The organism is Kitasatospora sp. NPDC002227 (assembly GCF_040296285.1).
GTDB lineage: Bacteria > Actinomycetota > Actinomycetes > Streptomycetales > Streptomycetaceae > Kitasatospora.
In genome coordinates, this window is record NZ_JBEOWY010000014.1 from 86,288 (window position 1) to 108,091 (window position 21,804).

Consider the following 21,804-nt stretch of genomic DNA (forward strand, 5'->3'; position numbering starts at 1 on the left):
CCCGCGGGCGACCTCCTCGATCTCGTCGCCCGCCGGGCCGTTCGTCAGACTCTCGGCCTCGCGTCGGTACCGTTCGAAGCCACCGCCCATGGCAGCAGGGTGGCGGTCGCACGATGACACCCTTCACAGGTGTTGTACTACACTTTTTCCATGGATACGCCTCGCCCTGGCAAGACCCGTGTCACCAGCGTCTCCTTGCGTGCCGAGACTCTCGAGGCGATTCGCGCACGCGCCGGGAAGCAGGGCGTCTCCTCCTACATCGAAGAGGCCGTTCAGCGACAGCTTCAACGCGAGGCCATCGATGAGTACATCGCTGCCGCCGAAGCGGAGCACGGCCCGGTCGATCCGGCTGAGACGGCGGCCATGGCCGAGCGCATCCGCGCCCACCACGCTGCCCACCGCGACACCGCGGCTCCCGCGGACGCCGCGTGAGCGGAACGCTTGTTCTCGACAGCGAGGCGCTCTCCAAGCTCTCCCGTCGGCACCGCGACATGACGGTCTGGTTGGATGTCGCCCGCAACCTCGATCTGCTGGTTGTCACGAGCGCGGCGACGCTGGTGGAAGCCCGTGACCCGAGAGTGCCGCAAGCTGCGTTCGATCACGCCGTCTCCCTGGCGAAGGTGCGCTCCGTCACGGAGGAGATCGCCCGCGCAGCGAGCAAGTTGCTTGCGGCCGAAGGGCTGCACGGCCACAAGTTCGCCATCGATGCGATGCTCGCGGCCACGGCTCACCTCGAACGTGGTGACGTCACCGTTGTCACGAGCGACATCGACGATCTGCGCAGGCTCTGCCATCCGCGCATCGCGGTCGAGTCAATCTGACCGTCCACACTCGCTCTCTTGCCGACTCAGGTGGTCATAGGCGTACGCGGCCGCCCCTACTGCAGCGCGTCACCCGTGCAGTCGCGTGTCGACCCTCTCGTACGTGAAGTGCCCGCGCTCCTGGACAACGGAGACGGTCACCACGGGAGCCGCCAGAAGGGCTACCACGAGGACGAGACAGAAGGCGAAGCGGATGATCGCCAGACGCTGTGAGGAGGACAGTGCGACAAGAGGTGGGCGTTCATCCCCGGAACGGAGAACGTCTGCAGGGCCGACACCGTTGTAGGCGCTACCGGTGCTGTACTCACCCATGATGCTGATGGTCTCCCTGGAGCTGCAGCTGGTGCCACTTCCTGCTTGCGCGCCGGACGGTACCGCACCAACAGCAGCCAGCGAGGTGGAGCAGTGCAGCACGGCGGTGATGCCTCCTCCGGCGCAGATCGGTCCGACCTAGGCGCTGGCGGTGAACTCCCAGGCGTCGTACACGACCCTGCTGAAGGTCTCAGACCTTCAGCACCGGGGGAACGAAGACGGACAGTCATCCACCGTTCGGCCGTCAACTTCAACCCTTCCGCGTGAGTTGGGGTCGACCGCCGCCGGCGATCGGCGAAGAGCGGCCAGGCCTTCTCTAACTCGAACTCCGCGCACCGCACCGTGCCCGCAGCCGGATCCGATTCGTGGTTCCGGCACCAGTCGCATGGCCAACTGACCGTGGCTGCCGACCGAGTCCAGCGGATTCATCGGGTGGTCCTTGCCCGCCCAGCTCACACCGTCTGAATGGCGCCGTCCAGGCCGCATCCGCTCGGCCGACATGGCTCAGTCGAGGACGAGATCCACGCCGTTGTGCCGAAGAACTTCCAGGGCGTAGCCGAGTTCGTCCGGGTCGAGGCTCTGCTCGGCGACGCGGAAGTTCTGCCAGACCAGCCGGAGCGGGGCGACATCCTGAGGAGTGGAGATCAGACAGTCCTCCAGGGCACTGGGGTTGGAGCCGCAGTACCCTCCGGGACCGTTCACCGACTCTCCGAGGGCGCAGTAGAAGCCAGCGATGTTGATCATGTGGGAGCCGTCGAGCAGATACTCCCGTTCGTCGCCGTACCGCCGGGCCCGACGGCCGGAGGAGAACCACGCCTGCTGTGCCACATGCAACCAACTGCCGTACAGCTCCGGTGGATAGGCCCGCCACTCGCCCCGCTGGATCGGTACGCCGGAGGCCCAGCGGGGCCAGATCTCGCGGGCCCCGGGGTACGGCAGGGTGTAGCCGAAGAACGAGGTCAGCACGTCGGTGGTCCCGTCGACGGTCTCGCTGGGGAGGACGGAGCGGATCTCGGCACTTCCGACGTAGTAGTAGGCCAGGGGGGCGCCCGCGGCATCCACCACGCGGAGCTCCACGTCCTCGATCAACCGTGACGAAGACCCCGGAGGGACGGAGGTCCCGATGAACCTCACGAGCGCGGACTCGGCCGGCGGCACCGCCGCGAAGAACCCGTCGAGGTCTCGCGCGGAAAGGATTTCACAGTCCTCTTCGTCTTCGACGAGCCGGTAGAGCGGGTGCGCGGGAGAGTCTGCAGTCACCTCGGGATCTTCCCTCCCCGTGCCCGGCAAGCCGGGCGTCCGTACTGGCCCAGGCAACTCTAGCTCCACCCGGCATCGGGGAAGTGCGGGGCACCGAAGGGGTGGATGGTGTCGTAGTGATCGGTGGTCCACCCCATGACCTTTCGGCCGTCCGGGAGCGTCTTCTCCAGGATCCGCCAGGTGTCCCCGTCCCGCTGACCGGGAACCCGCCACTCCTTGGCACCGGCCCATGGCCGCTCATGGCGTCGGCGGCCGTTGAAGATCTGCTGGACGTTCGACCCGGGCGGAGTCTGCGGCACACCGCGCCCCGCGCGGATCTCCTCGTAGGCACGGACGTGGGTCTTCGGAAGTCCCTGCGGCAATGGATCGGACAGGCGGCCGGGCCGCCGGGGGTGCGGGGAGAGTCCGAGCGGGTCCACCCAGGTGTGCGGGTTGTGGACGTAGGTGTCGGGGTTGGGGGCGGCCGACAGCCCTAGCGGGTCGGGAGTGGTGTAGCGAGCGGTCTCGGGGTCGTAGTAGCGGTTGAGGTTGTAGTGGAGCCGGGTCTCAGGGTCGAAGTACTGGCCGGGGAAACGCAGCGGAGTGTAGGTGTTGCTGGTGCTGGGCCAGGTGGTGTGACCCCACAGTGCGGAGTCGGCCCGCCAGGCGATGCTGTCGTCAGTCGTGTCGATCAGTTCGGTGGGGGTGCCGACCAAGTCGGTGACGATGGCGAAGAACCGGCGGTCCACCTGGCCCTGGTGGGAGATGGTCTCGGTCTGGGCGAGCGGGTGCAGGCCTTGGTGATCCCAGCTGAGAGTGTGCGGGCCGGGCAGGTAGGCGGCGTGCGTGGTCTGCTCCACGAGTGTCTCGTCGTCCCAGACGAAGTCGGTCTGCTCCTCGACCTGGTCTCCGCCGGAAACCAGACGGTGCTTGGCGATGCGTCGGTTGAAGGGGTCGTAGAGATAGCGCCAACGTGTTCCGTCCGGTGTGGTCACCTGGGCGAGACGGTCCTCGGCATCCCAGGAGTAGCGCCAGGTGTCGGGCTTGCGGGAGAGCCGAGTGACCTGACGGAGTGTGGTCCGTCCGGCAGCGTCGTACTCGTAACGGATCCGACCTGCGGTGGCCAGCCGCGTACCCGAGAAGGTCCGGCCCCCGAGAGCGGCCTCGGTGTGGTCGGTGGCGGGCCAGTCGGCGTCGGTGAGGTTGCCGGCCGGGTCGTAGGCGTACCTCTCGGTCCAGGTGGCGGCCTGAACGGACGTGACCCGTCCGGCGGCGTCGAGCTCGAAGGCCCGGCGGCCGGAGAAGCGGTCGTCCATTTCACTGAGGTTGCCGTCGAGACGGTAGCGATACGCGTGGTCCACCAGCACCTCGGGCCCGACCGGCCCGACGGTCTGCAGGGTCCGCGCCGCCAGGCGGTGCGCGTTGTCCCAGGCACTGGCAAGAGCGAGGCGCTCGCCGATGGTCCGCAGTCGCTCCCGTCCCGCCGCGTCGTAGCTGAACCGGATGCTCCGGCCGCTGCCGGTGTCAAGGACAACGGGTCGGCCCGCCGGATCGTGGGTCCAGGTGCTGCGGTGCCCGGCAGGAGTGGTGCGGGCGGTGCGGCGGCCGAGCAGGTCGTAGGTGTGGCTGGTGGTGCGTCCGTTCACGCTCTCCGTCACCACATTGCCCACGGCGTCAACGCTCCTGACCACGTCGGCGTCCGGGTTGGCTGCCCGGGTCAGGTATCCGGCGGCGTTGTACTCGTACGTGGTGACCTGCCCGTTCGCGTCCTTGGCCACGGGGCGGCCGAGCATGTCGTACGTGTAGCCGGTGACTTCCCCGAGCGGGTTGGTGACCGCGGCGATCCGCCCGGTGGCGTCAAGCTCGTAGCGTACGGTGCGGCCGTCGAAGTCGGTTTCGCCGATCAGGCGGCCGGCCGCGTCATGGACGTAGGTCCACTGCTGCCCGAGGGCGCTGGTGGCTGCGACCAATTTCATGTCGGCATCGTGGGTGAAGGTGATGCGGGCCCCGTCCGGTCCGGTGCGGGCCGCCAACGTCTCGAAGTGGGTGTACTCAAAGACTGTGGTCCGGCCCAATGGATCGGTGTAGGTCACACAGTTGCCCTCACCGTCGTACGTCCACGCCTCCGTTCCGGCGTCCGGGGCAGTCCGGCTGGCGGGATAGCCCTCAACGGTCCACGCCAGCCGCACCACACCACCGCTCGGGTCGGCGACGGCGACGATGCGTCCGAAGGCGTCGTACTGGTAGGACGTGGTCACGCCGCTCGGGTCCATGATTTCGCAGGGCAGCCCGGCGGGGTTGTTTCGGACCAGGGTGACGTTCCCGAGCGCATCGGTGACAGAGGTGAGATGACCTAGATCGTCGTAGGTGTAGGTGGTGGTGGCGCCGAGCGGGTCGGTGATCGAGCTGCAGAGTCCGTGCCCGGCATAGGTGTGCCGCCAGGTGACCCCACCAGGGGTGGTGATCGAGACGGGGAGGCTGAGGCCATCCATGTACGTGGCGGTGGACTGCAGCCCATCGGGGCGGGTGATGGTGGTGAGGTCTCCGGCGCCGTCGTAGGCGTAGCGGGTGGTGCGGCCGAGGGGGTCGGTCTCGGCGAGGAGGCGGTCGAAGTCGTCGCGTTCGTAGGTCGTGGTGTGGCCCAAGGGATCGGTGACGGCGGCAACTTGGGCGTGGTGGTTGATCGTGTAGGTGGTGGTGGCGCCGAGGGCGTTCGTCTCGGTGTGTTCGCGCAGGCCGGTGGCGGGGTCGAGGTCGCCGTAGGCGAACTGGAAGCGGAGGGCGCCGTCGGTGCCGCCTTCGTCGGTGACGCGGTCGAAGGGGTCGTAGGTGTACTGGTACTGGGAGTTGTTGCGGTCGGTCCAGGAGAGGATGCGGCCGGCGGTGTCGTTGGCGAAGCGCATCGGCTTGCCGGAAGAGTTGTAGACCGCGCTGAGGTGGCCGTCGGTGTAGCCGTAACGCATGAGCATCACGTCGCCGTCGGGGGTGGTCAGGCGCAGGGCGGTGATGCGGGCGTGTTCGACGGTGACGAGGAGTCGGTAGCCGCCGGAGTGGGTGATGGAGAGGGGGGTGCCGTCGGGGTCGTAGGTGAGGGTGTAGTGGCGGCCGTGGCGGTCGCGGACTTCGGTGAGGAGGGCTTCGTCGCCGTCGGGGGTGAAGGTCTTCACCAGGCCGGTGGCCGGGTCGGTGACGGTGAACAGGCCGTCTTCGACGGCGAGTTCGTGGCGGGAGCCGGCGGAGGCGTGGACGGGGTCGCCCGGTTCGGGGTGGGGGTAGGCCTGGGTGATGCGGTCGGCGCGGATGTGGACGACACCGTGCTCGTCGAGCTCCAGGCGCTCGTCGAAGGTGCAGAGCCACTTCGGGCCCATCCAACGGCCGGTCAGCAGGCCCGATTCGAAGTTACGGGTGAACAGCAGCGGCAGCGAGCCGGGCAGCGAGGCGTCCACCTGGTCGATGAACATCCGCCCCGTCGCGATGTCGACGGGCTCGCCGGGGCACTTGCGGGTGCCGTGGTCACGGCCCTCGGTGCGAGGGTCCTTCACCTGGCCACGGCCGCGCCCCTTCGGGTGCCCGTGGCCCTTCGGCCCGCCGCCCCTGGGGGCGTGTGGGTGGTGGGCGCCGTCCTTGCCGCCCTTCTCGAAGGCCTTCGCCAGGTCCTTGGCGTGCTTCTCCTCCACCTCACGGACGTTGGCCGCGACCTTCTTCAGGTTCTTGCCTGCCGAGTGGTACAGGTCCTTGACGGCTTTGCTCGCGTCCTTGGCGATCGCGGTACCGACCTTCTGCGCCGCGTGCTCGAGTGCCTTGACGATCTGATTGCTCATTCGAAGCCCAACCCCCGTGATCGCACGTCCGGTCGACCGTAGCCCGGGTGGTCGGCAGGGGGAGTCGAGTTCCGGACTTGCCCGACAATGTTCGGGTTTCGGTGCATGGCCTCCTGAGCACGCGCTCCTGGGCGGGCAGCGCCCGTTCAGCAGTCGGGCCCGCCGGGGAGCCCATCGGCCGTGCGGCGCTCTTCGCCCGTTCGGGATGATCGGCGTGTCCGGGCGGGCCGGCTGGGCGTTCTCCCGGGTATGGAGACCAGGACCTGGGCCGGGCTGCTCGCCGGTGCCGCCGTGCTGCTGACGAGTGCCTCGCTCGCCCCCGTCGCGGGTGCGGCGGACTCGCCCACGGCGCCGCGCGATCCGTACATCCGTACCCAGCTGTTCTTCGGTACCGAGCGACCCGACGGCGGGCCCGCAGTCACCGACCAGGAGTTCCAGGACTTCGTGGACGCGGAGATCACCCCGCACTTCCCCGACGGTCTCACCGTCGAGCAGGCCCGCGGCCAATACCGGGATCGCCACGGCGTCATCGAGCACGAACGCTCGTACCTGGTGACGCTGCTGTACACGGCGCCCAGCGGCCGGACGGCGGGCGCCGCCGTCGAGGGCATCCGCCGTGCCTACGACCAGCGGTTCCAGCAGGAGTCCGTGGGCCGGGTGGACGAGGCGGTCCGGGCCTCGTTCTAGCCGCTCGGACGCACCCCGGGGTGCGCGCTCCACCCAACGGCCCCCAGGTGGCCGTCGTGGCCGCGTCGGCAGCCGATAGTCTGTCGGACCGTCAATGACAGTGGTGGACGGGGGAGCGTGTGATGACGGCTCGACGGATGATGGCGGTGCTCGGTGCGGTGTCGGTCCTGGGGCTGGCGGCCTGCGAGCCCGGGGGCGGCCACCCGGCCGGGCCGGCGGCGGCGGGCACGGTGACGGCCTCGGCACCCGGCTCCGCTCCGAGCCGGACGGCGCCCGCGCCGGAGAAGACCCAGACGGCGGGTGACGCCCCCGGTATGGACTGCACGCCCCCCGCCCTCGCCGAGGGCGACCACGTGGTGATCCCGACGGCCCGGCCGACCCAGGGGATCATGTTCGCCTGGCCGGCCTCCTTCCGCTGCGACCCGGGCGGCGGCCACTACAAGGAGAACGGCCGGAAGCTGACCTATCTGTTCGCCCCCGACGCCAAGGCGCAGCTGGTGACGGACACCGGCGAGTACCGGTCGGTGCTGATCGGCGACCTGTGGACGCACATCGGCGACTGCCTGGACGGCGGCGCAAACGTCCAGCCGCCGCTCAGCTGCTCGACCTACCCCGGGTACGAGATCGCGGTGAACACCAAGGGCGAGATCACCGCGATCAAGGAGCTGTGGCACTCCTGACCCCGGGTACCGGTACCGCCCACATACGGGCAGGGGGTATCGTCGGGCGGAACGGGAACGGGAACGGGAACGGGAACGGGAACGGCGACCGCACGGGAGGCAGGGCATGGGCAAGCTCACCCGCCTGTACGTGCTGTGCGCCGTGCTGGCCGGGCTGTTCCTGATGCACGGCAGCCCTGCCTCCGCCGCCTCGGGCTGCCATCGGACGGCGGCGGCCGCGCCCACCGAAGAGCCCACCGCCGATCACGCCGCCGCGCCCGCACACCACGCCATGGCCGACCCCGACCCCGGCCCCGGCCCGACGGCCGCCCCGGCCGAGCCGGGGCACGGCCACCCGGGCGAGGTCTGCCTGGCGACGCCGGCCCAGCACGGCCAGCCCCTGGCCCAGCCGGGCACGGCGCCGTACGCGGTGGAAGCAGCGGCCCGGGCCGTCGACGGCCCGGCCCGCTCCGCCGCCGACGGCCCCCGGGCGCCGCCCTCCGGCGGCCGGGACGTGACAGTCAGGAACTGCGTTTCGCGGACGTGACCGGGCCGCGCCCGGGCTCCGACCGGAGCCGGGCCACGCGCCCCGTCCACCCACGCACACCCTGAGGACTTCACCGTGCGCAAGCCCGTCCGCCGTACCCTGACCACCCTCGCCGCCGCCACCGCGCTGGCCCTCGCCCTGACCGCCTGCGGTTCGAGCGCCGACCCCATGCCCGGCATGAGCCCGAGCGCCTCCGGCAGCCACGACATGGCCGGGATGGGCGACATGCCCGGCATGAGCCACCCCGGCGCCGAGGGCGACAGCGACGGCCTGGCCGCCGAGCAGGGCGGCTACCGGCTCGACCTGATCGGCCCGGCCCCCGCCGCCGGTGCTCCGGCCGAGTTCAAGTTCAAGATCACCGCACCCGGCGGCAAGGCGCTGGCGGCCTTCGCGACCGAGCATCCGAACGCGGTGGACTGGCACTTATAGCGAGCCTGTGAGGGCCCCGCCCGGATCGGCCCGGACGGGGCTAGGTGCTTCTAGCTCGCGAGAGCGTGAGCGCCCCGGTAGGTGTACCCGGGGTCCGGCCACCCGACGGCAGCTGCCGCAGCAGCACGGCGCCGCTGGTGTACTTGCTGCTGCTCGGTCCACACGTCCAGCCACAGGGGCACCAGACGGCCAAGGGGCAGCTCCGGGTGTTCCGGAGTCGGATCGGGCTCGGAAGGGGCTTCAAGGACCTTCACGGCCAGCGCGGTCCCACGGAGGAATTCACGGGGCGGGAAGGTGAACGACTCAAGCGGTTCAGGAGTCGGGCGCTGCCAGCTGAGCTGAACCCGAATGGGCTGCTGCTCGCGCTCCCGCTCAGGGGCAATCGTGATCCACCAGGCCAGCGCGAACGCCAGGACAAGGCAGGTAGCCCAGGCAAAAAGCCAGGCAGTAGGATTCGTCATGTCGGAGCCCTCCACGGCTTCGTCCATGCCCCGGGAGTGTTAGCGCACTCGCCGGGGTCTCTGTTTTGTTGTGGGTCGAACGGTAGCGCTGCCGACCAAGATCTGTCCAGATCGGCAGAGTTGGGGGCGGAGCCGGCACGGGTCGTAATCGTGTGGATGCCCCGCCCCCACAGACGAGCGTAACGAAAGTGCACCCAGTCAGCCGATGGTGGCCGACCACCGGCCCCGGGACAGGTGGATCACCCCGTCCGGTGTCACGGTGGCGTCGCATCCGTACAGCGGTAGTCCGCCCTCAACCATGCTTCGGGTCCGGATTCGCTCCAACTCGGTCCAGAGTCGGTGGGGGCCGCTCTGGTGCACAGTCGGCGGTCCGAAGTCGGGAGCACTGGCGCGGGCCCACGACCCATCGGGGTGGACCATGTAGGCAGTCCGCTGGCCGTCTCGTTGCTCATAGTCGTACTCGATGCCGGGCACCGAGACGGAGAGGAACGACCAGACTTCCCACCCGTCCCGCACATCGGCCACGGGGTACCGGCCGGTCGATACCTCCTCCCCCTCGGCATCGCGGGCAACCTTGAACACCTCGACCGGTCCGGGCGGGTAGTTCGCACCATGCCTGGTGCCCATGAACCCGGCCCAATCCCGCTCGATATGGCCGACCGCCCCGCCGTCCGGTGTTGCCCAGGCGGTGAGGATCAGGGCCGTATCCCGGATTGTCGTGACCAGACGGCCCCCCTTCCGGAGAGCAGCGAGCCACGACGCCGGAACGGGCCGGACACCCACGGTCGACACGATGCGGTCGAAGTCGCCCGGGAGCGGACCCGTTGCGTCCACGGCGTCAATCGACGGGTGCAGCCCGAGGCCGGCGAGCCGATCGCGCGCGGCGTCGACTAGGTACGGGTCCACATCCACACTGGTGACGCGCTGGTCGCCGATTCGGTGGGACAGGTAGGCAGTCAGCCCGCCGGCTCCGGTGCCCACGTCGAGCACGTCGTGTTCCGGGCCAATGCGCCCGTGTCGGAGCATCTTCACCACCAGGGCGGCGAGAGTGGCGGACGACGTGGGAAGGCCGAGCGGGTGGTCGTCGGGCATGGCGTGGTCCGCATGGTGTCCACCAACACTGGTGACGGCCGACTCGGCGCCGTAGGCGACCTGCGCCCATCGCTCCGGGTCGTTTTCGCCCTGGTGCAGGGTCCAGCCCTCAGGGCTCCGCTCCCACCAGTTCGGGATCAGGGTGTGCCGGGGAATGCTGGCCACCGCGTCCCGCCAACGTGAGTCCGGGTCTGTGACACGTTCCGCCAGGGTGGCGGCGTGGTGCTCCCAGTTCATGGATTCCCTCTCCTACTGCTCGGAGACGCCGAAGACAGGGTTGCACGGGGCGGGGTTTGCCGGAGAGCAAGTCTGACTGTCGCTCGGCGGGCAGCCCCCGAGTGCCACGGGAGTGGGCGCAACGCTGTACGCGGGGTTGCATGCTTCGGTGCTCGCGGGGTTGCAATCGTTGGAGTCGTTCGGCGGGCACCCCCCAAGGGTCGCCGGGGCGTACCCGTAGGCGGGGTTACAGGCCGGGCTGTTAGCCGGGGAACAGTCATTGCTGTCGTTCGGTGGACACCCCCCGAGGTTCGCCGGTCGACGCTCGGGGATGCTCGCCACTACGGCCGCCCACTCGGGGCTTTCCAGCACCGCCCGGATTCCCCCGGGCTGCTTCGCGTGGCCGGGCTTCATCCACCGTCCGAGTACGCACGGGGAAACCGAGCCATCGGGCATGACCGCGAGTCGGCCACGGCCGCAGTTCCCGCACAGCTCTCCGGTTGTGGGCGCGGACTTAGCTGCCCGTCCGACGCCACGCGCGTAGTCGAGCGTGACGCGTGCGACGCCGAGGGCGCGCAGTTCCTCGACCGCGAGCTGTTCGAGCTGTCCGTCATGGACGCCCACCACCCCGGCACGGATCGGAATGCCGCGCCGCACGGCTTCCGCGATGTTGGCCCGGGTCCGCTCGTGGCTGCCGGACACCAGCGTCACGCGGTCGTGCTCACCGGGGTTCGGCGAGTAGTAGGACGTGGCGAGGCTGACACCGGGGCGCTCGAACACGGCCCAGCCCTTGGCCGAGACGTGGAACAGGTTGGTGAACACCTCGACCATGCGGCCCCGGGAGAGCGCGTGGTCCACCAGGTCTGCCCACCCGGGGAACGTGGTCGGCTCGCCACCGATCAACTGAACCTTGGTGATGCCGAGTTCGGCGGCCTGGTCGACCACTCCACACCAGTCGGCGAGCGTCATCACGCCGTGCGGAACACTCGGCGCCGAGTCGGAGAGGCAGTGTGCGCACTGCAACTGGCACTTCCCGGTGATCTCCAACTCGATCATGTGCGGCACTGCGGACTTGGCACAGACAGGCGGTTCCATGATCGCGGTCATGGGGCTTTCCTCTCACTGATGAGTCACTGAGAATGAGACCCGTTCCGACGGTCAGCACCACGCCGGAACGGGAGTACGCGGGGGTCGTCAGCGGACGACGACGCCGTTTCGCATGATCACCGTGTAGCCAGGGTTCGCCAGCCACCTGAGCCCGACCACCACACGGTTGACGTGGTGCGCCTCGCAGCGTTCGCCGATCTCGTCGGGGGTGAGCCAATCGAACCCCTGAAGGTCGGGGCCGGCGTCCAGCAGGGGCCGTGCGCTGCTCGCCTGCTGCTCGGTGAGCTGCAGCGCGAACCCGTGGTTGAACCGCTCCTTGAAGTTCGTGCCCGCCTTCGGGATGGTGTGGTCCACGAAGGCGAACCCCAGGTCGGCGAACCCCAGGTCGAGCCCGAGTTGAGTCTTGGCAAGTCGCGTCATGGTGTCGTGGGGGCTTTCCTGTCCCTTACTGCTGCCGCCGGGCAGCCACGGGCACGGGCGGTGCGCCATGTCGAGCATGAGCAGGCGTACTCCGTCGGGGTGCAAGAGGATGCCCTGTGCCGCCATGCCCCGAGCCGGCGGGCTGATGAAGTCGGTACGGTCACGGCCCTGCGTCTGATCCTGGATCATCTCAAGTCCCTTCCTGTGTATCGATGTTGCTGGTCTGACGCAAGCCGAGCGCACCTCTTTCCCCCTGGGAGCACGGGTGTTCCACCGGCAGGCTGGGAGATCTTGCGTCAGCACGTCCGCGTCTTACGGCGGCCAGGTAACCGCCGAGTCGGAACTGGTAGTTGGCCGCCGTGAGGGTCCGCCGAGTCACGCCCGGTCCGCCTGTGCTCGCGTACACCCCTGAGGGTCGTTGCACTCCCCGTTGGCAACGTGCTCGACCCAGAGCTTCAACAGGCCAGCAAGCTTCTTCGGATTGCGCCGGTACTGCCGGGCCAGCAGGTCGAAATACTGGCCGCCGTGACACGAAGTCACCTCTTCAGCAGGCTCGTTGGTGTTCATCGCGGGCAGTTCGGCTATGACCGTCACAGCGTGTCCCGATCGCTCTGGTCAGGGGTCACCAGCGCGCCGAACGCAACAATGCCGATCATCACCAGGACGGCGGCGGCCAGCAGCCCAGCGAACGCCTTGGAGGGCGTGTTGCCGACCACGGCCAGGGCGACAGCTCCCCCGCCGATCGCACCGAAGGCGAAAACCAGCACACTGGCGAAGGCGACAACTCGCGCTGTGGGGGTGATCACGCGGCACTGCCCTGTGGATACCGGGTGTCCGGCTTGAGGCGGAGCACCAACTTTGGCTTATCGAACGGGGATTCGAGGGCACCCGGGTCCGTGGTCCACTCCTTCCCGCCCGCTTCCGGTCGAAGGTGTGCCTTGCCGGCGTGGACGCCCATGTACACGCCCTCAACGCCCTTGTGTGCCGCGTCGATCACCAACTCGCCAACCGTGGGCTTGTACTGCGCCCGTGGGGGCTTCCTGCGCGTACTCACCGCCGCCGCTCCTCTCCGTAGTGAACCCACTACCAGAATCGGCTACGGCGGCTAGCATCAATAGGACTTGAACTCCGCAGTTGGCCCTACTTCAAGTTGGGAACGATCTTGAATCGCAGGAAGCTTGACCCAACGTCATCTCCGTTAGCTGCGTTCGCCGTCCATCTGCGCAGTTCACGGGACCAGAAGGGCCTAACCCAGGCCCAACTAGCTGATCTGATGAACTACTCCGAGACGCACGTTTCGAACGTTGAGACGACCAAATCGCGTCCCGACCTGAAGTTCGTAGAGAAGGCGGACGAGATCCTAGAGACGGGTGGAACCCTCCAACTCCTGTGGTGGAGCTGGAAGAACGGGGCACTGATCCCCGGGTTCACCGACTACACAACCCAGGAGACCAGCGCCACCGCCGTGCGCCTCTTTGAGACCCGGGTCATGCCCGGCTTGTTGCAGACGGCGGAGTACGCGGCAGCGCTGGAGTCCGGCAACGTGGTACGCGGGAAAACCACCCAAGAGCAGGCAGACACCCGCGTCGCCTTCCTTTTGAAGCGACAGCGCATCCTGGCCAAGACCCCACCGGTGGCCGTGTTTGCCATCATGGATGAGGCGGCTTTGCGCCGTCCGATCGGAGGGCCAGCGGTAATGGCCCGCCAACTCAAGCACCTTGAGGAGTTGGCCAAGCGCCCTAAGACCGCACTGCAGGTGGCGCCGGATGCCTTGGGAGAGGCAAACCCCCTCTACTACCCGCTCACCCTGCTCACGATGCCGAACAGGTCCATGCTGGGATACACCGAGACGCAGCAGCGCGGGTATCTAGAACGAGACGGCGCCACGGTGGCGGAGTGGGCCAACGACTACGATCACTTGCAGATTGAGGCGCTGCCCCGAGCTGCGTCGTTAGCCATGATCCGGAAGCTCCGAAAGGACTTTGAACATGCGTAACTCTCTCAGCTGGCGCAAAAGCAGCTACTCAGGCAACGGCGGCCAGTGCGTCGAGATCTCCCCCGACCTTGTCGCCCTGGGCGTCGTGCCTGTGCGGGACTCCAAGGACCCTGAGGGCCCTCAGCTGCACTTCTCGGCTGACGCCTGGGCCGCCTTCGCCCAGGCCGCCGGCTCGGGCGAGTTCGGCACCGTCTGAAGCACACCGCCACAACCGAGACCCCGGTGAGCACGAGCTGCCCGCCGGGGTCTTTCCGTTACGCGGCGAGCTCCACCCACTCGTCCCAGTGCACCCAGGGCGGGCCGCTCGGTGTCCACTCTCCCGAGTCCGCCGAGACATGCCACTCGAAGAGCCCGACCAGATCCCCGGTGGTGATCGACCGGGCCACCAGCCGGAAGCGCTTCGGCGCCTTCGGCATGAACCGGGCCGTGGTCGACCCGTACACGGCGAGCGCTCTAGTCAGCTCGTCCCCGGTGTAGATGTAGTCCGACTCAGCGGGAAAGTTCCTCCCAGCCGGCCGCCAGGCAATGAGCCCTGGCAGTGTTGTCTTGGGCACCTCGGTCCGCCACTCAATCGTGGGCATCCTCCTTTTAGTCATGGCTGTGCCACCCCCTCGCGCACTGGGAAATTGCCTTACTCCGGCCCCGAACCATCGAACCTACACGGCCACACCGACAGCCACCACGTGGTTAATGGGTTGGTCATATGCGCAGGTCAGAGCCCTTGACACCCCGGTTGCTGATGGACTGTCAAGCGCTGCGGCTTTGCCCTTTAAGACGCATGGCTTTGCCAAAGGTTGCACTGGATTTCCGAGTCTTTTTTGACGCTTCGTCAGCTACGGAAATGTTCGTGCCATGACAGATCGCGCCAACGCAAAAAGCCCCCGCCGAAGCGGGGGCTATTCAGTTTATTGCCATGTACAGGGCGTCTATCAGTTCCTCGGCGTCGAGGTAGTCCATGTCCACCGTGGCCACGGTCCGCCCGTCGGCCGCCCTCAGGTGCAGCTCGATCCGGCAGCCGTACCGGCGGACTTCCACCGTGCTGCCGTCAGCAGTGCAGAAGCTCACGGTCAGGCCGCCTTCTCCCAGAGTTGGGCGAACCGGTCCTTGCCCTTGCTGCGGATCACCGACATGCGGTGTTGGGGCAGGCCCATGTCCGCCGCAAGCTGCCCGTCGTGCTCGGTGCCGTAGTAGGGCACGGGGTCAACACCGGCCAGCGCCATGAGAACGTGCCGCTGCTGCTCGCCCATCTGCCCCAAGGTGCAGTGCACCCGATCCCGGGTCCGATCCCGACGGTCCCGCTCGAAGTCGCTCGACTCCAGCAGATCAGCCGGCACCGCGAGCCGCTCCGACAGCCACTCACCCACCGATCGGGCGTCCGGCGTGTCCTTCCCGTACCCCGTGCGGCAAGCACTGAGGGGCGCGTCGAGGTACTGGACGCCCATGTACGAGAGCCGCGCCGCGTAGGCCGTCTCCGCCGTCATCCTGCGCGCGCCCATCGCTTCGGTGGTGGTCACCAGGTACTCGGCTTCGTACGGGTCACCGCCGGCCAGGCTCAGGGCCCGCTCGAAGTCGGCCGCAACGGAGCGGGACACCCCTTGCCGGGTCTCCTCCTTGCGGGCGTCGCTCATGGCTCCCTTGACGGTCCGGTCCATGAACGTGAAGAACTCGGCCACCGTGGCCCCCCGGAAGCGCGACAGCCCTTCCCACACCGCGATGCGGCCCACCTGGGCGAGGTCTTCCATCAGCTCGGCGTCCACGCGGCGTGAGGTCTCGCTGTAGTGCCGCGCGAGCTGCATCACGCGTTCCTCAGTGGCCTGAACGACGGCCGTCACGGCGTCGATCTCGTTGTTCTTCGCGTCAGCAATCTGCTGCTCGGTCAGGTCGATCACGGTGCCCCCAGTGCTTCGTCAGTGGTCCTGCCCTCCCTTGAGCGCAAGGACTTCCCGGAGCTCCCCGCCCCGGGCTTCGTCGTGATCACGAAGCTAGGGACCTGGGGGACGCTCGAGCTTTAGTTTGGATACGTCCCAAGCTGTCGCCGCTAGAGGCTTCCCTGAAGGCCGTGATCATCTCGGTAGCTGGCCCCTCCCCGGTCTCCTACTTGGGGATGAGCGAGAGGAGAGGGACTGTGACCTTCCCGCGACCATGATCGTCAGGCGGCAGCGCCGTAGAGGCTGCCCCAGGACCGGCCCCCGATCTCCGCTTCAGCGGTGATGGGGACGCCGTACAGGTCCATGGTCATGCAGCGCTCGTACTCCCGCGCGTACTCCTCCGCGTCCTTCTTCGGCACCGACGCGAGCGCTTCGTCATGGATCAAGAGCCGGAGCGAGTCCAGCAAGCCGGCTTCTTCCATGTTGAGCACCGCTTGTCCGAGCAGGTCCCGTGCAGCGCTTTGACAGGCGTAGTTGACCACGGCGTACGACCTGTCCCGGTCGAGCGGAAGCCTCCTCCCCACCGCGTTGACGAAGACCATGCCGTTGCCCCTGGCCTCACGCTGCCACCGGGCGGACGCACGCCGGATCTCGGGATACAAGCGGTCGTACTCGGCGAAGGCACGAGCCATGTCCTCTTCGCTGGCACCGGTCTGGCGTGCTGCCGTCGCGACTCCGCCCCCGTAGACCTTCGAGAACCCGGCCCCCTTGTAGGTCTTCCGATCCTTCGCGGTGAAGGCGTCGCCCTTGACCAGTCGTGCAGTGAACTCGTGGATATCCGCTCCGGCAAGGAAGCCTTCGGTCATCCGCTTCACTCCCGCCAGAGCTGCCAACACCCGCATCTCCACAGCCTGAAAGTCCGTCGACAGGATCACGTGACCGGCCTCAGCGAGGATGCACCGACGGATCATGTGGTCACTGCTCGGGAGCGTCTGGAGAGCCGGCCGGGTGACACTCATGCGGCCCGTCCTGGCGGCCATGGTGTGCGTGAACGGGTGCACGCGACCGTCGGCGTCCACCGTGTCGAGGAAGGTCCGGACGTAGGTCTGCCGCCACTTCCCCGAGCGCTTCGCGTGAAGTACAGCTTCCGCCAACGGGTTTGGTGTGCGGATACCGAGCCGGGCCCACTGAAGATCCCGGTCGGCCAGGGCGAGCAGGACGCTCTTGTCCACCCGGACGGCCCCGGAACTCGTCCGCTCCGTCAGGCTCTCGCCCATGCCCGCAAGGGCTTCGGCTATCTGGCGAGTCGAGTTGACCGAGTCGACGCCGTAACGAGCTGCCTTGTCAGCGTAGTTGGCCGCTTCCTGGGCAAGCGTGGCGTCGAGCTCACGGGTGTACTCCTCGTCCAGCAGCAGCCCCCGCCGCTGCATGATCGAAGCTATTCGGGCAAGTTGGTGCTCGTAGTGCCCGAGCGCTCCACGGACGCCGAAGTACTCCAGCCGGCTCGTCAGGATCGGGTCGAGCCGGGCCGTCAGAATGCAGTCAAGTCCCGCGTAGAGATTGTAAGTTGGGTGCCTAAGGTCAATCCCTGCCCAGCCGGTTTCCTTGGTGTAGCCCAGCGACCGGAAGACGGCCGTGAGGTCTCCTTGGGTGTCCGGGGCGGACGGGTCGACGTAGGCCGCGCTCAAGGGCTTGAGCGCCGTACCTAGGCCGCCTTCCTGGGGCTGCCGGGGGTCGAGCAGAGCCGCCTTGATCCGGGTGTCCGTGGTGCGCGGGGCAAGCGACTCAATCGAGATCTCTGCATGCCGGTCAATGACGAGCCAGTCAAACGGGGCGTTGTGAATCAGGACGTGCGGGACGGTCTCCAGTGCGCGCCAGGCTGCCGAGCGGAACGGGCCGCCCCGTTCCCAGTGGATCACCCACGCGTCGGACCGGTCCCCGAACTGCACCGTCCTGAGCCGGTAGCCGGCTGAGAACACGTCCAGACCGGTGGTTTCTGTGTCCAGCGCCACCGGGCCGCGAGCCGATGCCCGCCGAAGCCAGGCAGTGAACTCCTCTAGGTCGTCTGCATCTTGGGGTACGTGGATAGTGACGGTCTCTCCCGCCACGCTGTGCCGGTATGTCTCCATACCGCCCCAAGAGGGGCACCTACTTATTAAGTAGGTGCCCCCTGGTGTCAGGCCGTGAAGATGCCCGGTGCCGAGACAGCTGCCGTATCGGGCTGACGGACGCCCACGAGCGCAATCCCCTTCACTGTCTTCTTCCTTGCCACCCCCCGCTCTTCCATCGCGCTGTAGAAGGTCCGCCGGGTCCACCGTTCCCGGACGGGCAGGTTCTCAGCTTCCGCCCAGTCGAGATACACGTTGAAGACGTCGGTGCCGTTCATCACGTCCTCTTCGGCGCCCTTCTCCAGGACGCCCGGGAAGAAGCCGGCCAGGGCGTCCGAAGTCGCTCGGTACTCGTCACTGGCCCGCAGGATCACCCCGGGGTCGACCAGACCGGTCCTGTACCACTCCCGAGCCCCCCTGACGGCCCATGCAGCGATGCCTTCGGACTCGGCGAGAAGCTTCTGGTCAAGATCGAAGTCACGTTCGTCCGGGGCGAACCAGCGCCGGAAAGGTACGAGTTTCACGCGACGCCAGAGCCCTTCGTCCTGGCTCTTGAAGCGGGGCTTGTGGTTGGTGGCCAGGAACAAAAGGAAGGCCGGGCGGAACTCGAAGAACTCCTGACGAAGAAAACGCGCACTGATCTTGTCCTTGCCTGTCATCCGCTTCAGCACGGCTTCTGACATGGCCTTTCCGCTCTCGCCCTCGCTCGCCATGACGAGCCGAGCCGCCCGGAGTGCAGCGATATCGTTCGGGATGCCGCCGGACGCCCGTTCCTCGAAGGTCGCAAACGGAGTGGTCTTCGTGATGCTCTGGAAGATCGCGGTCAGCGTCTCTGTGAAGACGGACTTTCCGTTCGCGCCCCAGCCCCAGAGCACGGCGAATGCCTGTTCGCTGGTGTGGCCAGTGATGCCGTACCCGGTGAGCCGCTGCATGTAAGCGGGCAGCTCGGGGTTGTTCGGGAAGATTTCCTGAAGGAAGCTCTCCCACCTGGGGCAGGTGGCTTCCGGCCGGTAGTCGACTTCGAGCGCGTACGTCAGAAGGTCCCCCTTGTCGTGCGGCCGGAGCTCCCCTGTCCGCAGGTTGACCGTGCCGTTCGCGAAGCTGAGCAGGTCCGGCTTGGCGTCGAAGGCGTCGGCGTCCACGTGGACGCTGGGCACGCTCCGCAGCTCCGTCATGAGGGCGTCGATCCGGGTGGTCATCGTGAAGCCGCGTGCCTTCTGGACTTCGCCGGCCAGGACAAGCGCCGCGCCCATTCGGTGAATCTCCTGACGCACCTTGACAGTTGAGCGCTCCCAGACGGTTCCGTTCCACACGTGGAAGCCGAGCCCCGGGGAGTACCGGATGCGGCCGTCGGTCCACGTGGTGAGCGCGTGGGCGTTCATGGCGTCGCTGTCGCCGTACCGGCCGATCAGCCCCGCGAGGATGCGGGCCGCTTCCGAACCCTGCTGCTGCGTTACGGCGTCGGTGCCGGTCCTGGTGGTCAACTCCTGTGCCGTGGCCAGAGCTTCGGCCTGGGCGGAGTCGCGGAGCGGTCGGGCTTCCTTGACGGCCTGGTGGAGCGCGAGCGGGAAGGCCAACGGATCGCGGGCCCGCCAGTCCGTGAGGTCGTCCCCAGCCTGTGGAACGGTGAGGGCGGAGACGGAGACGCCGAGAGCTTCGAGCCCTTCGGCGAGCCGCCGGGTGAAGCCCTGCCCCGCCGAGTCGTTGTCCCCGCAGATGATCACGTGCTGACCCTTGAGCCCTTCGGCGAGCTCGGCCACCAGCTCGGGCGAGCCGGCCAGTGAGGCACCCCGGATCGCCACCGCGTCGTAGCCCACCGCAACGGCCGTCAGGGCGTCGCCCGGCCCTTCGGTGATGATCACGGTGCCGTAGCCGCCCTGGCCCCGGAAGTAGCCCCAGGACGCCCAGCGAGCGTTTTCCGGGTTCACCAGGGAGTACCACCGGCCGGGGCACTGCCCGGTGAGGTCTCGTCCCTGAAGGCCACGGGCCACACCCCGGAAGTCCTTCAGCGGCACCGTGAGGCGCTGGAAGGCCAGGAAGTTCCGGGAGCGCCACGGAAGGCCGCCGACGGTCGAGCCGTCGTCCACACCGATGCCGAGCTCCACCAGGGCGTCAAGGTCGAGCCCGAACCGGTCGAGCGCGTACCGCCCGGCAGAGACGGCCCAGTCGTCGCCCTGCCCTCCCAGGATGGCGGCCGTGTGGTCGACGTACTGGGCCAGTGCGGCAGTCGGCCCGGGGCCGATCAGCTCGGGACGCCCGGTCGGTACGGTGACCGCCTCTCCGCCTACGTCGAACAGGTCCCCCCAGCCGAGCCCAACCGCTTGCCGTACCGCGTCGTTGTCGCAGCCGGCCCGGCACGAGAAGCCCACCTTCCGGTCTTCGCCGACCCAGATCCGGAGCGACGGACGCGAGTCGGAGTGCGCGGGGCACCGGGCAAGGTATCCGTCGGGCAGCTCCGTCACGTCGGAGAACTTGGCGATAAGCGCTGCAAACTGCATGTGTGATCAACTCCCTTGGTCACACCCAGCTAGAGCGCAAGCCCTTCCCGGCTGCCTCAGCGCGCGCAAGTCCCTGAGCAGGCACGCGAATTGCTCAAGATCGGTCGTCGCGTACCATCGGCCGGTATCGAGCCCACGAAGCGAGAAGGTGAAGCCGTAGCGGTCGGCGAAGGCGCGGGAGCTGGGCCCGAGCGCGAGCCGTACCCGCGTCCACGTCCTGACGGTGAAGTGCACCCGCCCCCGGGCTACGTTGGCCCGGCGGACCTTGACCACCGCGACGCCGTACGGGAAGCCCGCATGCCTGGCCTCAACTTCCGCTTGGCGAAGGAAGCTTGGGACAGTTGGCTTCTTCACGTCCTTCGCCTCGATCACGAAGGGCACGGCGTGCACGTCGCCCACGTCGCGCGCGCCTTCCTGAGCTGGCCGCCGGACGTTGAGCCCATCGAACGGGTCGAGGAACTGCCCGTACTCGTCCATCTGCCCGAGCACCCTGTTCAGGTAGTCCCGCACCATGGACTCCCACGCGGTTCCCTGCCGCTTGTTCCGGTTAGTCACGGGTCCACCAGTCCCAGGCCAGAACCCCCGCGATGACGAGCGCCCCCACCAGCGCCCCGAGCATGGACAGCACGAGCGCCAGGCCGAACGGCTCGGCGGGCAGCGTCAGAGCATGCTTCATAGTTCCCCCCCAGAAAATGCGAAATGGGCCGGACAGCCCCAGAGTTGGAGTTGCCCGGCCCCTTGCCGTCAGTCAGTTCTTCGAGGCCACGCCGGACAGCACGAGCCGTGCATGCTCGGTCGAAACCCACTCCGCACGCAGAGTGCGCCGCTTCGAGAACCCCGACTCGATGCCTGTCGGCTGTACCTTCAGCATCGGCCTCAGCCGGCCGTCGACCAGCCGCACCGTGGCCTTCCGGATGATCGCGTCCGTCATCCGCACCCGGTTGCCGACACGGGCCGAATAGGTGATCAGGTCACCCGGGTACAGCTCTTCCCCCGCGTAGTCGGTGACTACCCCCCGCTTGCCTATGTCCCCTCCCTGTCCTTGTAGTTGAGTAGATGCAGGTACGCCGCGTACGCCTGCTGCGACATGGCGCCGTTGCCGATCGCGCGGAGCTGCCGGGCCCGGTTCAGGCCCGGGATGAAGGTCACCCACCCCCGAGGAAGACCCATCAACCACTCGGCGAACGACGCAGCCAACCGGCGCCCACCACGGGGCCCGAACTCCACCGGGATCGGTGCCGGAGCGCCCGAGATCACTTCCCAACGGTGCACGGCGGGCGCGTAGTCCGCCCACCACTCGCGCGGGGAGTGGTAGACCCCGGGCAGCACCTCGTCCGCCTGGTCCGGGTCGACCGGCAGCAGGAACGACACCTCGTCATCGAGGTTCGGCCCGTGTCCGCCGGCCTTCCGCTTGTCCGGGTGCTGCGGTGCTCCGTTGCTGCCCAAGTTCGCCGTGGGCGTCTTGAACAACCTCTCGGTCCGCCGCTTGTCGAACAGCCTTGCCACGGTGGTGACCAGATCGT

Annotated in this window: 27 protein-coding genes; 8 read left to right on the forward strand and 19 right to left on the reverse strand. The window is 68.0% G+C overall.

Annotated features, from left to right (window positions below; translation table 11 throughout):
• Positions 1–129 precede the first annotated feature (129 nt).
• On the forward strand, positions 130–432 hold the full coding sequence (locus ABT095_RS15660) for a hypothetical protein (RefSeq protein WP_350529938.1): 303 nt from the start codon (positions 130–132) through the stop codon (positions 430–432).
• Positions 429–821, forward strand: coding sequence for a type II toxin-antitoxin system VapC family toxin (locus ABT095_RS15665; RefSeq protein ID WP_350529939.1), 393 nt, complete (start codon positions 429–431; stop codon positions 819–821). The genes ABT095_RS15660 and ABT095_RS15665 overlap by 4 nt, the downstream gene beginning before the upstream one ends.
• A 69-nt stretch (positions 822–890) precedes the next feature.
• Here ABT095_RS15665 and ABT095_RS15670 read toward each other — a convergent pair whose 3' ends face one another.
• The 3 genes from ABT095_RS15670 to ABT095_RS15680 form a co-directional block, all read right to left on the reverse strand.
• Positions 891–1,133, reverse strand: a complete 243-nt coding sequence (locus tag ABT095_RS15670) for a hypothetical protein (RefSeq protein ID WP_350529940.1) — start codon at positions 1,131–1,133, stop codon at positions 891–893.
• Between the two features lie 504 nt (positions 1,134–1,637).
• Complete coding sequence (locus ABT095_RS15675; protein WP_350529941.1) at positions 1,638–2,198, reverse strand: barstar family protein; 561 nt, start codon at positions 2,196–2,198, stop codon at positions 1,638–1,640.
• A gap of 254 nt (positions 2,199–2,452) precedes the next feature.
• Positions 2,453–6,193, reverse strand: coding sequence for an RHS repeat-associated core domain-containing protein (locus ABT095_RS15680; protein ID WP_350529942.1), 3,741 nt, complete (start codon positions 6,191–6,193; stop codon positions 2,453–2,455).
• A 249-nt stretch (positions 6,194–6,442) separates the two neighbouring features.
• On the opposite strand from ABT095_RS15680, the gene ABT095_RS15685 reads away from it, so the two are divergent.
• The 4 genes from ABT095_RS15685 (at position 6,443) to ABT095_RS15700 (ending at position 8,515) form a co-directional block, all read left to right on the forward strand.
• Positions 6,443–6,880 (forward strand): DUF3574 domain-containing protein, encoded by a 438-nt coding sequence (locus ABT095_RS15685; protein WP_350529943.1) that lies wholly within the window; start codon positions 6,443–6,445, stop codon positions 6,878–6,880.
• A gap of 122 nt (positions 6,881–7,002) precedes the next feature.
• A complete protein-coding gene (locus ABT095_RS15690; protein ID WP_350529944.1) occupies positions 7,003–7,560 on the forward strand; it encodes a hypothetical protein in 558 nt (185 codons plus the stop codon).
• A 106-nt stretch (positions 7,561–7,666) separates the two neighbouring features.
• Positions 7,667–8,086, forward strand: coding sequence for a hypothetical protein (locus ABT095_RS15695; protein ID WP_350529945.1), 420 nt, complete (start codon positions 7,667–7,669; stop codon positions 8,084–8,086).
• Between the two features lie 75 nt (positions 8,087–8,161).
• The gene (locus ABT095_RS15700; protein ID WP_350529946.1) at positions 8,162–8,515 is read left to right on the forward strand and encodes a hypothetical protein; all 354 of its coding nucleotides are present in this window, start codon (positions 8,162–8,164) and stop codon (positions 8,513–8,515) included.
• 50 nt (positions 8,516–8,565) lie between these two features.
• Here the strand turns inward: ABT095_RS15700 and ABT095_RS15705 are convergent, their stop codons facing one another.
• The 7 genes from ABT095_RS15705 to ABT095_RS15735 all read right to left on the reverse strand — a co-directional run bounded on the left by ABT095_RS15705 (position 8,566) and on the right by ABT095_RS15735 (position 12,865).
• Complete coding sequence (locus ABT095_RS15705; protein ID WP_350529947.1) at positions 8,566–9,003, reverse strand: hypothetical protein; 438 nt, start codon at positions 9,001–9,003, stop codon at positions 8,566–8,568.
• A 171-nt stretch (positions 9,004–9,174) separates the two neighbouring features.
• Complete coding sequence (locus ABT095_RS15710) at positions 9,175–10,305, reverse strand: methyltransferase domain-containing protein (RefSeq protein WP_350529948.1); 1,131 nt, start codon at positions 10,303–10,305, stop codon at positions 9,175–9,177.
• A 12-nt stretch (positions 10,306–10,317) separates the two neighbouring features.
• The gene (locus ABT095_RS15715; protein ID WP_350529949.1) at positions 10,318–11,391 is read right to left on the reverse strand and encodes a radical SAM protein; all 1,074 of its coding nucleotides are present in this window, start codon (positions 11,389–11,391) and stop codon (positions 10,318–10,320) included.
• A gap of 87 nt (positions 11,392–11,478) precedes the next feature.
• Entirely contained in the window at positions 11,479–12,000 is a 522-nt protein-coding gene (locus tag ABT095_RS15720; protein WP_350529950.1) for an NUDIX hydrolase, read from the reverse strand.
• A 186-nt stretch (positions 12,001–12,186) separates the two neighbouring features.
• On the reverse strand, positions 12,187–12,405 hold the full coding sequence (locus tag ABT095_RS15725; RefSeq protein ID WP_350529951.1) for a hypothetical protein: 219 nt from the start codon (positions 12,403–12,405) through the stop codon (positions 12,187–12,189).
• Entirely contained in the window at positions 12,402–12,617 is a 216-nt protein-coding gene (locus ABT095_RS15730; RefSeq protein WP_350529952.1) for a hypothetical protein, read from the reverse strand. Before ABT095_RS15730 ends, ABT095_RS15725 begins: the two co-directional genes overlap by 4 nt.
• Complete coding sequence (locus ABT095_RS15735; protein ID WP_350529953.1) at positions 12,614–12,865, reverse strand: hypothetical protein; 252 nt, start codon at positions 12,863–12,865, stop codon at positions 12,614–12,616. Before ABT095_RS15735 ends, ABT095_RS15730 begins: the two co-directional genes overlap by 4 nt.
• A gap of 108 nt (positions 12,866–12,973) precedes the next feature.
• Here ABT095_RS15735 and ABT095_RS15740 point away from each other — a divergent pair, with 108 nt between their 5' ends.
• Both ABT095_RS15740 and ABT095_RS15745 read left to right on the forward strand, forming a co-directional pair.
• Positions 12,974–13,807: a helix-turn-helix domain-containing protein gene (locus tag ABT095_RS15740; protein ID WP_350529954.1), complete on the forward strand. Its 834-nt coding sequence runs from the start codon at positions 12,974–12,976 to the stop codon at positions 13,805–13,807.
• Positions 13,800–14,003, forward strand: coding sequence for a DUF397 domain-containing protein (locus tag ABT095_RS15745; RefSeq protein WP_350529955.1), 204 nt, complete (start codon positions 13,800–13,802; stop codon positions 14,001–14,003). The genes ABT095_RS15740 and ABT095_RS15745 overlap by 8 nt, the downstream gene beginning before the upstream one ends.
• Positions 14,004–14,061: 58 nt before the next feature.
• On the opposite strand, the gene ABT095_RS15750 is transcribed toward ABT095_RS15745, so the two are convergent.
• The 9 genes from ABT095_RS15750 to ABT095_RS15790 form a co-directional block, all read right to left on the reverse strand.
• Positions 14,062–14,250 carry a hypothetical protein gene (locus ABT095_RS15750; RefSeq protein ID WP_350529956.1) on the reverse strand — a complete coding sequence of 63 codons (189 nt, stop codon included), beginning with the start codon at positions 14,248–14,250 and terminating at the stop codon, positions 14,062–14,064.
• Positions 14,251–14,707: 457 nt separating this feature from the next.
• Positions 14,708–14,872, reverse strand: coding sequence for a hypothetical protein (locus ABT095_RS15755; RefSeq protein ID WP_350529957.1), 165 nt, complete (start codon positions 14,870–14,872; stop codon positions 14,708–14,710).
• Between the two features lie 2 nt (positions 14,873–14,874).
• Complete coding sequence (locus ABT095_RS15760) at positions 14,875–15,696, reverse strand: sigma factor (RefSeq protein ID WP_350529958.1); 822 nt, start codon at positions 15,694–15,696, stop codon at positions 14,875–14,877.
• Between the two features lie 260 nt (positions 15,697–15,956).
• Complete coding sequence (locus tag ABT095_RS15765; protein WP_350529959.1) at positions 15,957–17,783, reverse strand: DNA polymerase; 1,827 nt, start codon at positions 17,781–17,783, stop codon at positions 15,957–15,959.
• Between the two features lie 68 nt (positions 17,784–17,851).
• Complete coding sequence (locus ABT095_RS15770) at positions 17,852–20,281, reverse strand: phage/plasmid primase, P4 family (RefSeq protein ID WP_350529960.1); 2,430 nt, start codon at positions 20,279–20,281, stop codon at positions 17,852–17,854.
• A 6-nt stretch (positions 20,282–20,287) separates the two neighbouring features.
• Complete coding sequence (locus ABT095_RS15775; RefSeq protein WP_350529961.1) at positions 20,288–20,836, reverse strand: hypothetical protein; 549 nt, start codon at positions 20,834–20,836, stop codon at positions 20,288–20,290.
• Positions 20,829–20,957 carry a hypothetical protein gene (locus tag ABT095_RS15780; RefSeq protein WP_350529962.1) on the reverse strand — a complete coding sequence of 43 codons (129 nt, stop codon included), beginning with the start codon at positions 20,955–20,957 and terminating at the stop codon, positions 20,829–20,831. The genes ABT095_RS15775 and ABT095_RS15780 overlap by 8 nt, the downstream gene beginning before the upstream one ends.
• Before the next feature lie 72 nt (positions 20,958–21,029).
• Positions 21,030–21,212 (reverse strand): hypothetical protein, encoded by a 183-nt coding sequence (locus tag ABT095_RS15785; RefSeq protein ID WP_350529963.1) that lies wholly within the window; start codon positions 21,210–21,212, stop codon positions 21,030–21,032.
• A 92-nt stretch (positions 21,213–21,304) separates the two neighbouring features.
• Entirely contained in the window at positions 21,305–21,787 is a 483-nt protein-coding gene (locus ABT095_RS15790; protein ID WP_350529964.1) for a DNA (cytosine-5-)-methyltransferase, read from the reverse strand.
• Positions 21,788–21,804: the final 17 nt, after the last annotated feature.

What these genes read in the sequence shown, in the direction of transcription:
- ABT095_RS15710 (WP_350529948.1), bottom strand. Translation starts at nt 10,305, where the DNA reads ATGAACTGGGAGCACCACGCCGCCACCCTGGCGGAACGTGTCACAGAC.
- ABT095_RS15785 (WP_350529963.1), bottom strand. Translation starts at nt 21,212, where the DNA reads ATGACGGACGCGATCATCCGGAAGGCCACGGTGCGGCTGGTCGACGGC.
- ABT095_RS15685 (WP_350529943.1), top strand. Translation starts at nt 6,443, where the DNA reads ATGGAGACCAGGACCTGGGCCGGGCTGCTCGCCGGTGCCGCCGTGCTG.
- ABT095_RS15695 (WP_350529945.1), top strand. Translation starts at nt 7,667, where the DNA reads ATGGGCAAGCTCACCCGCCTGTACGTGCTGTGCGCCGTGCTGGCCGGG.
- ABT095_RS15715 (WP_350529949.1), bottom strand. Translation starts at nt 11,391, where the DNA reads ATGACCGCGATCATGGAACCGCCTGTCTGTGCCAAGTCCGCAGTGCCG.
- ABT095_RS15705 (WP_350529947.1), bottom strand. Translation starts at nt 9,003, where the DNA reads ATGGACGAAGCCGTGGAGGGCTCCGACATGACGAATCCTACTGCCTGG.
- ABT095_RS15680 (WP_350529942.1), bottom strand. Translation starts at nt 6,193, where the DNA reads ATGAGCAATCAGATCGTCAAGGCACTCGAGCACGCGGCGCAGAAGGTC.
- ABT095_RS15720 (WP_350529950.1), bottom strand. Translation starts at nt 12,000, where the DNA reads ATGATCCAGGATCAGACGCAGGGCCGTGACCGTACCGACTTCATCAGC.
- ABT095_RS15690 (WP_350529944.1), top strand. Translation starts at nt 7,003, where the DNA reads ATGACGGCTCGACGGATGATGGCGGTGCTCGGTGCGGTGTCGGTCCTG.
- ABT095_RS15670 (WP_350529940.1), bottom strand. Translation starts at nt 1,133, where the DNA reads ATGGGTGAGTACAGCACCGGTAGCGCCTACAACGGTGTCGGCCCTGCA.
- ABT095_RS15780 (WP_350529962.1), bottom strand. Translation starts at nt 20,957, where the DNA reads ATGAAGCATGCTCTGACGCTGCCCGCCGAGCCGTTCGGCCTGGCGCTC.
- ABT095_RS15745 (WP_350529955.1), top strand. Translation starts at nt 13,800, where the DNA reads ATGCGTAACTCTCTCAGCTGGCGCAAAAGCAGCTACTCAGGCAACGGC.
- ABT095_RS15770 (WP_350529960.1), bottom strand. Translation starts at nt 20,281, where the DNA reads ATGCAGTTTGCAGCGCTTATCGCCAAGTTCTCCGACGTGACGGAGCTG.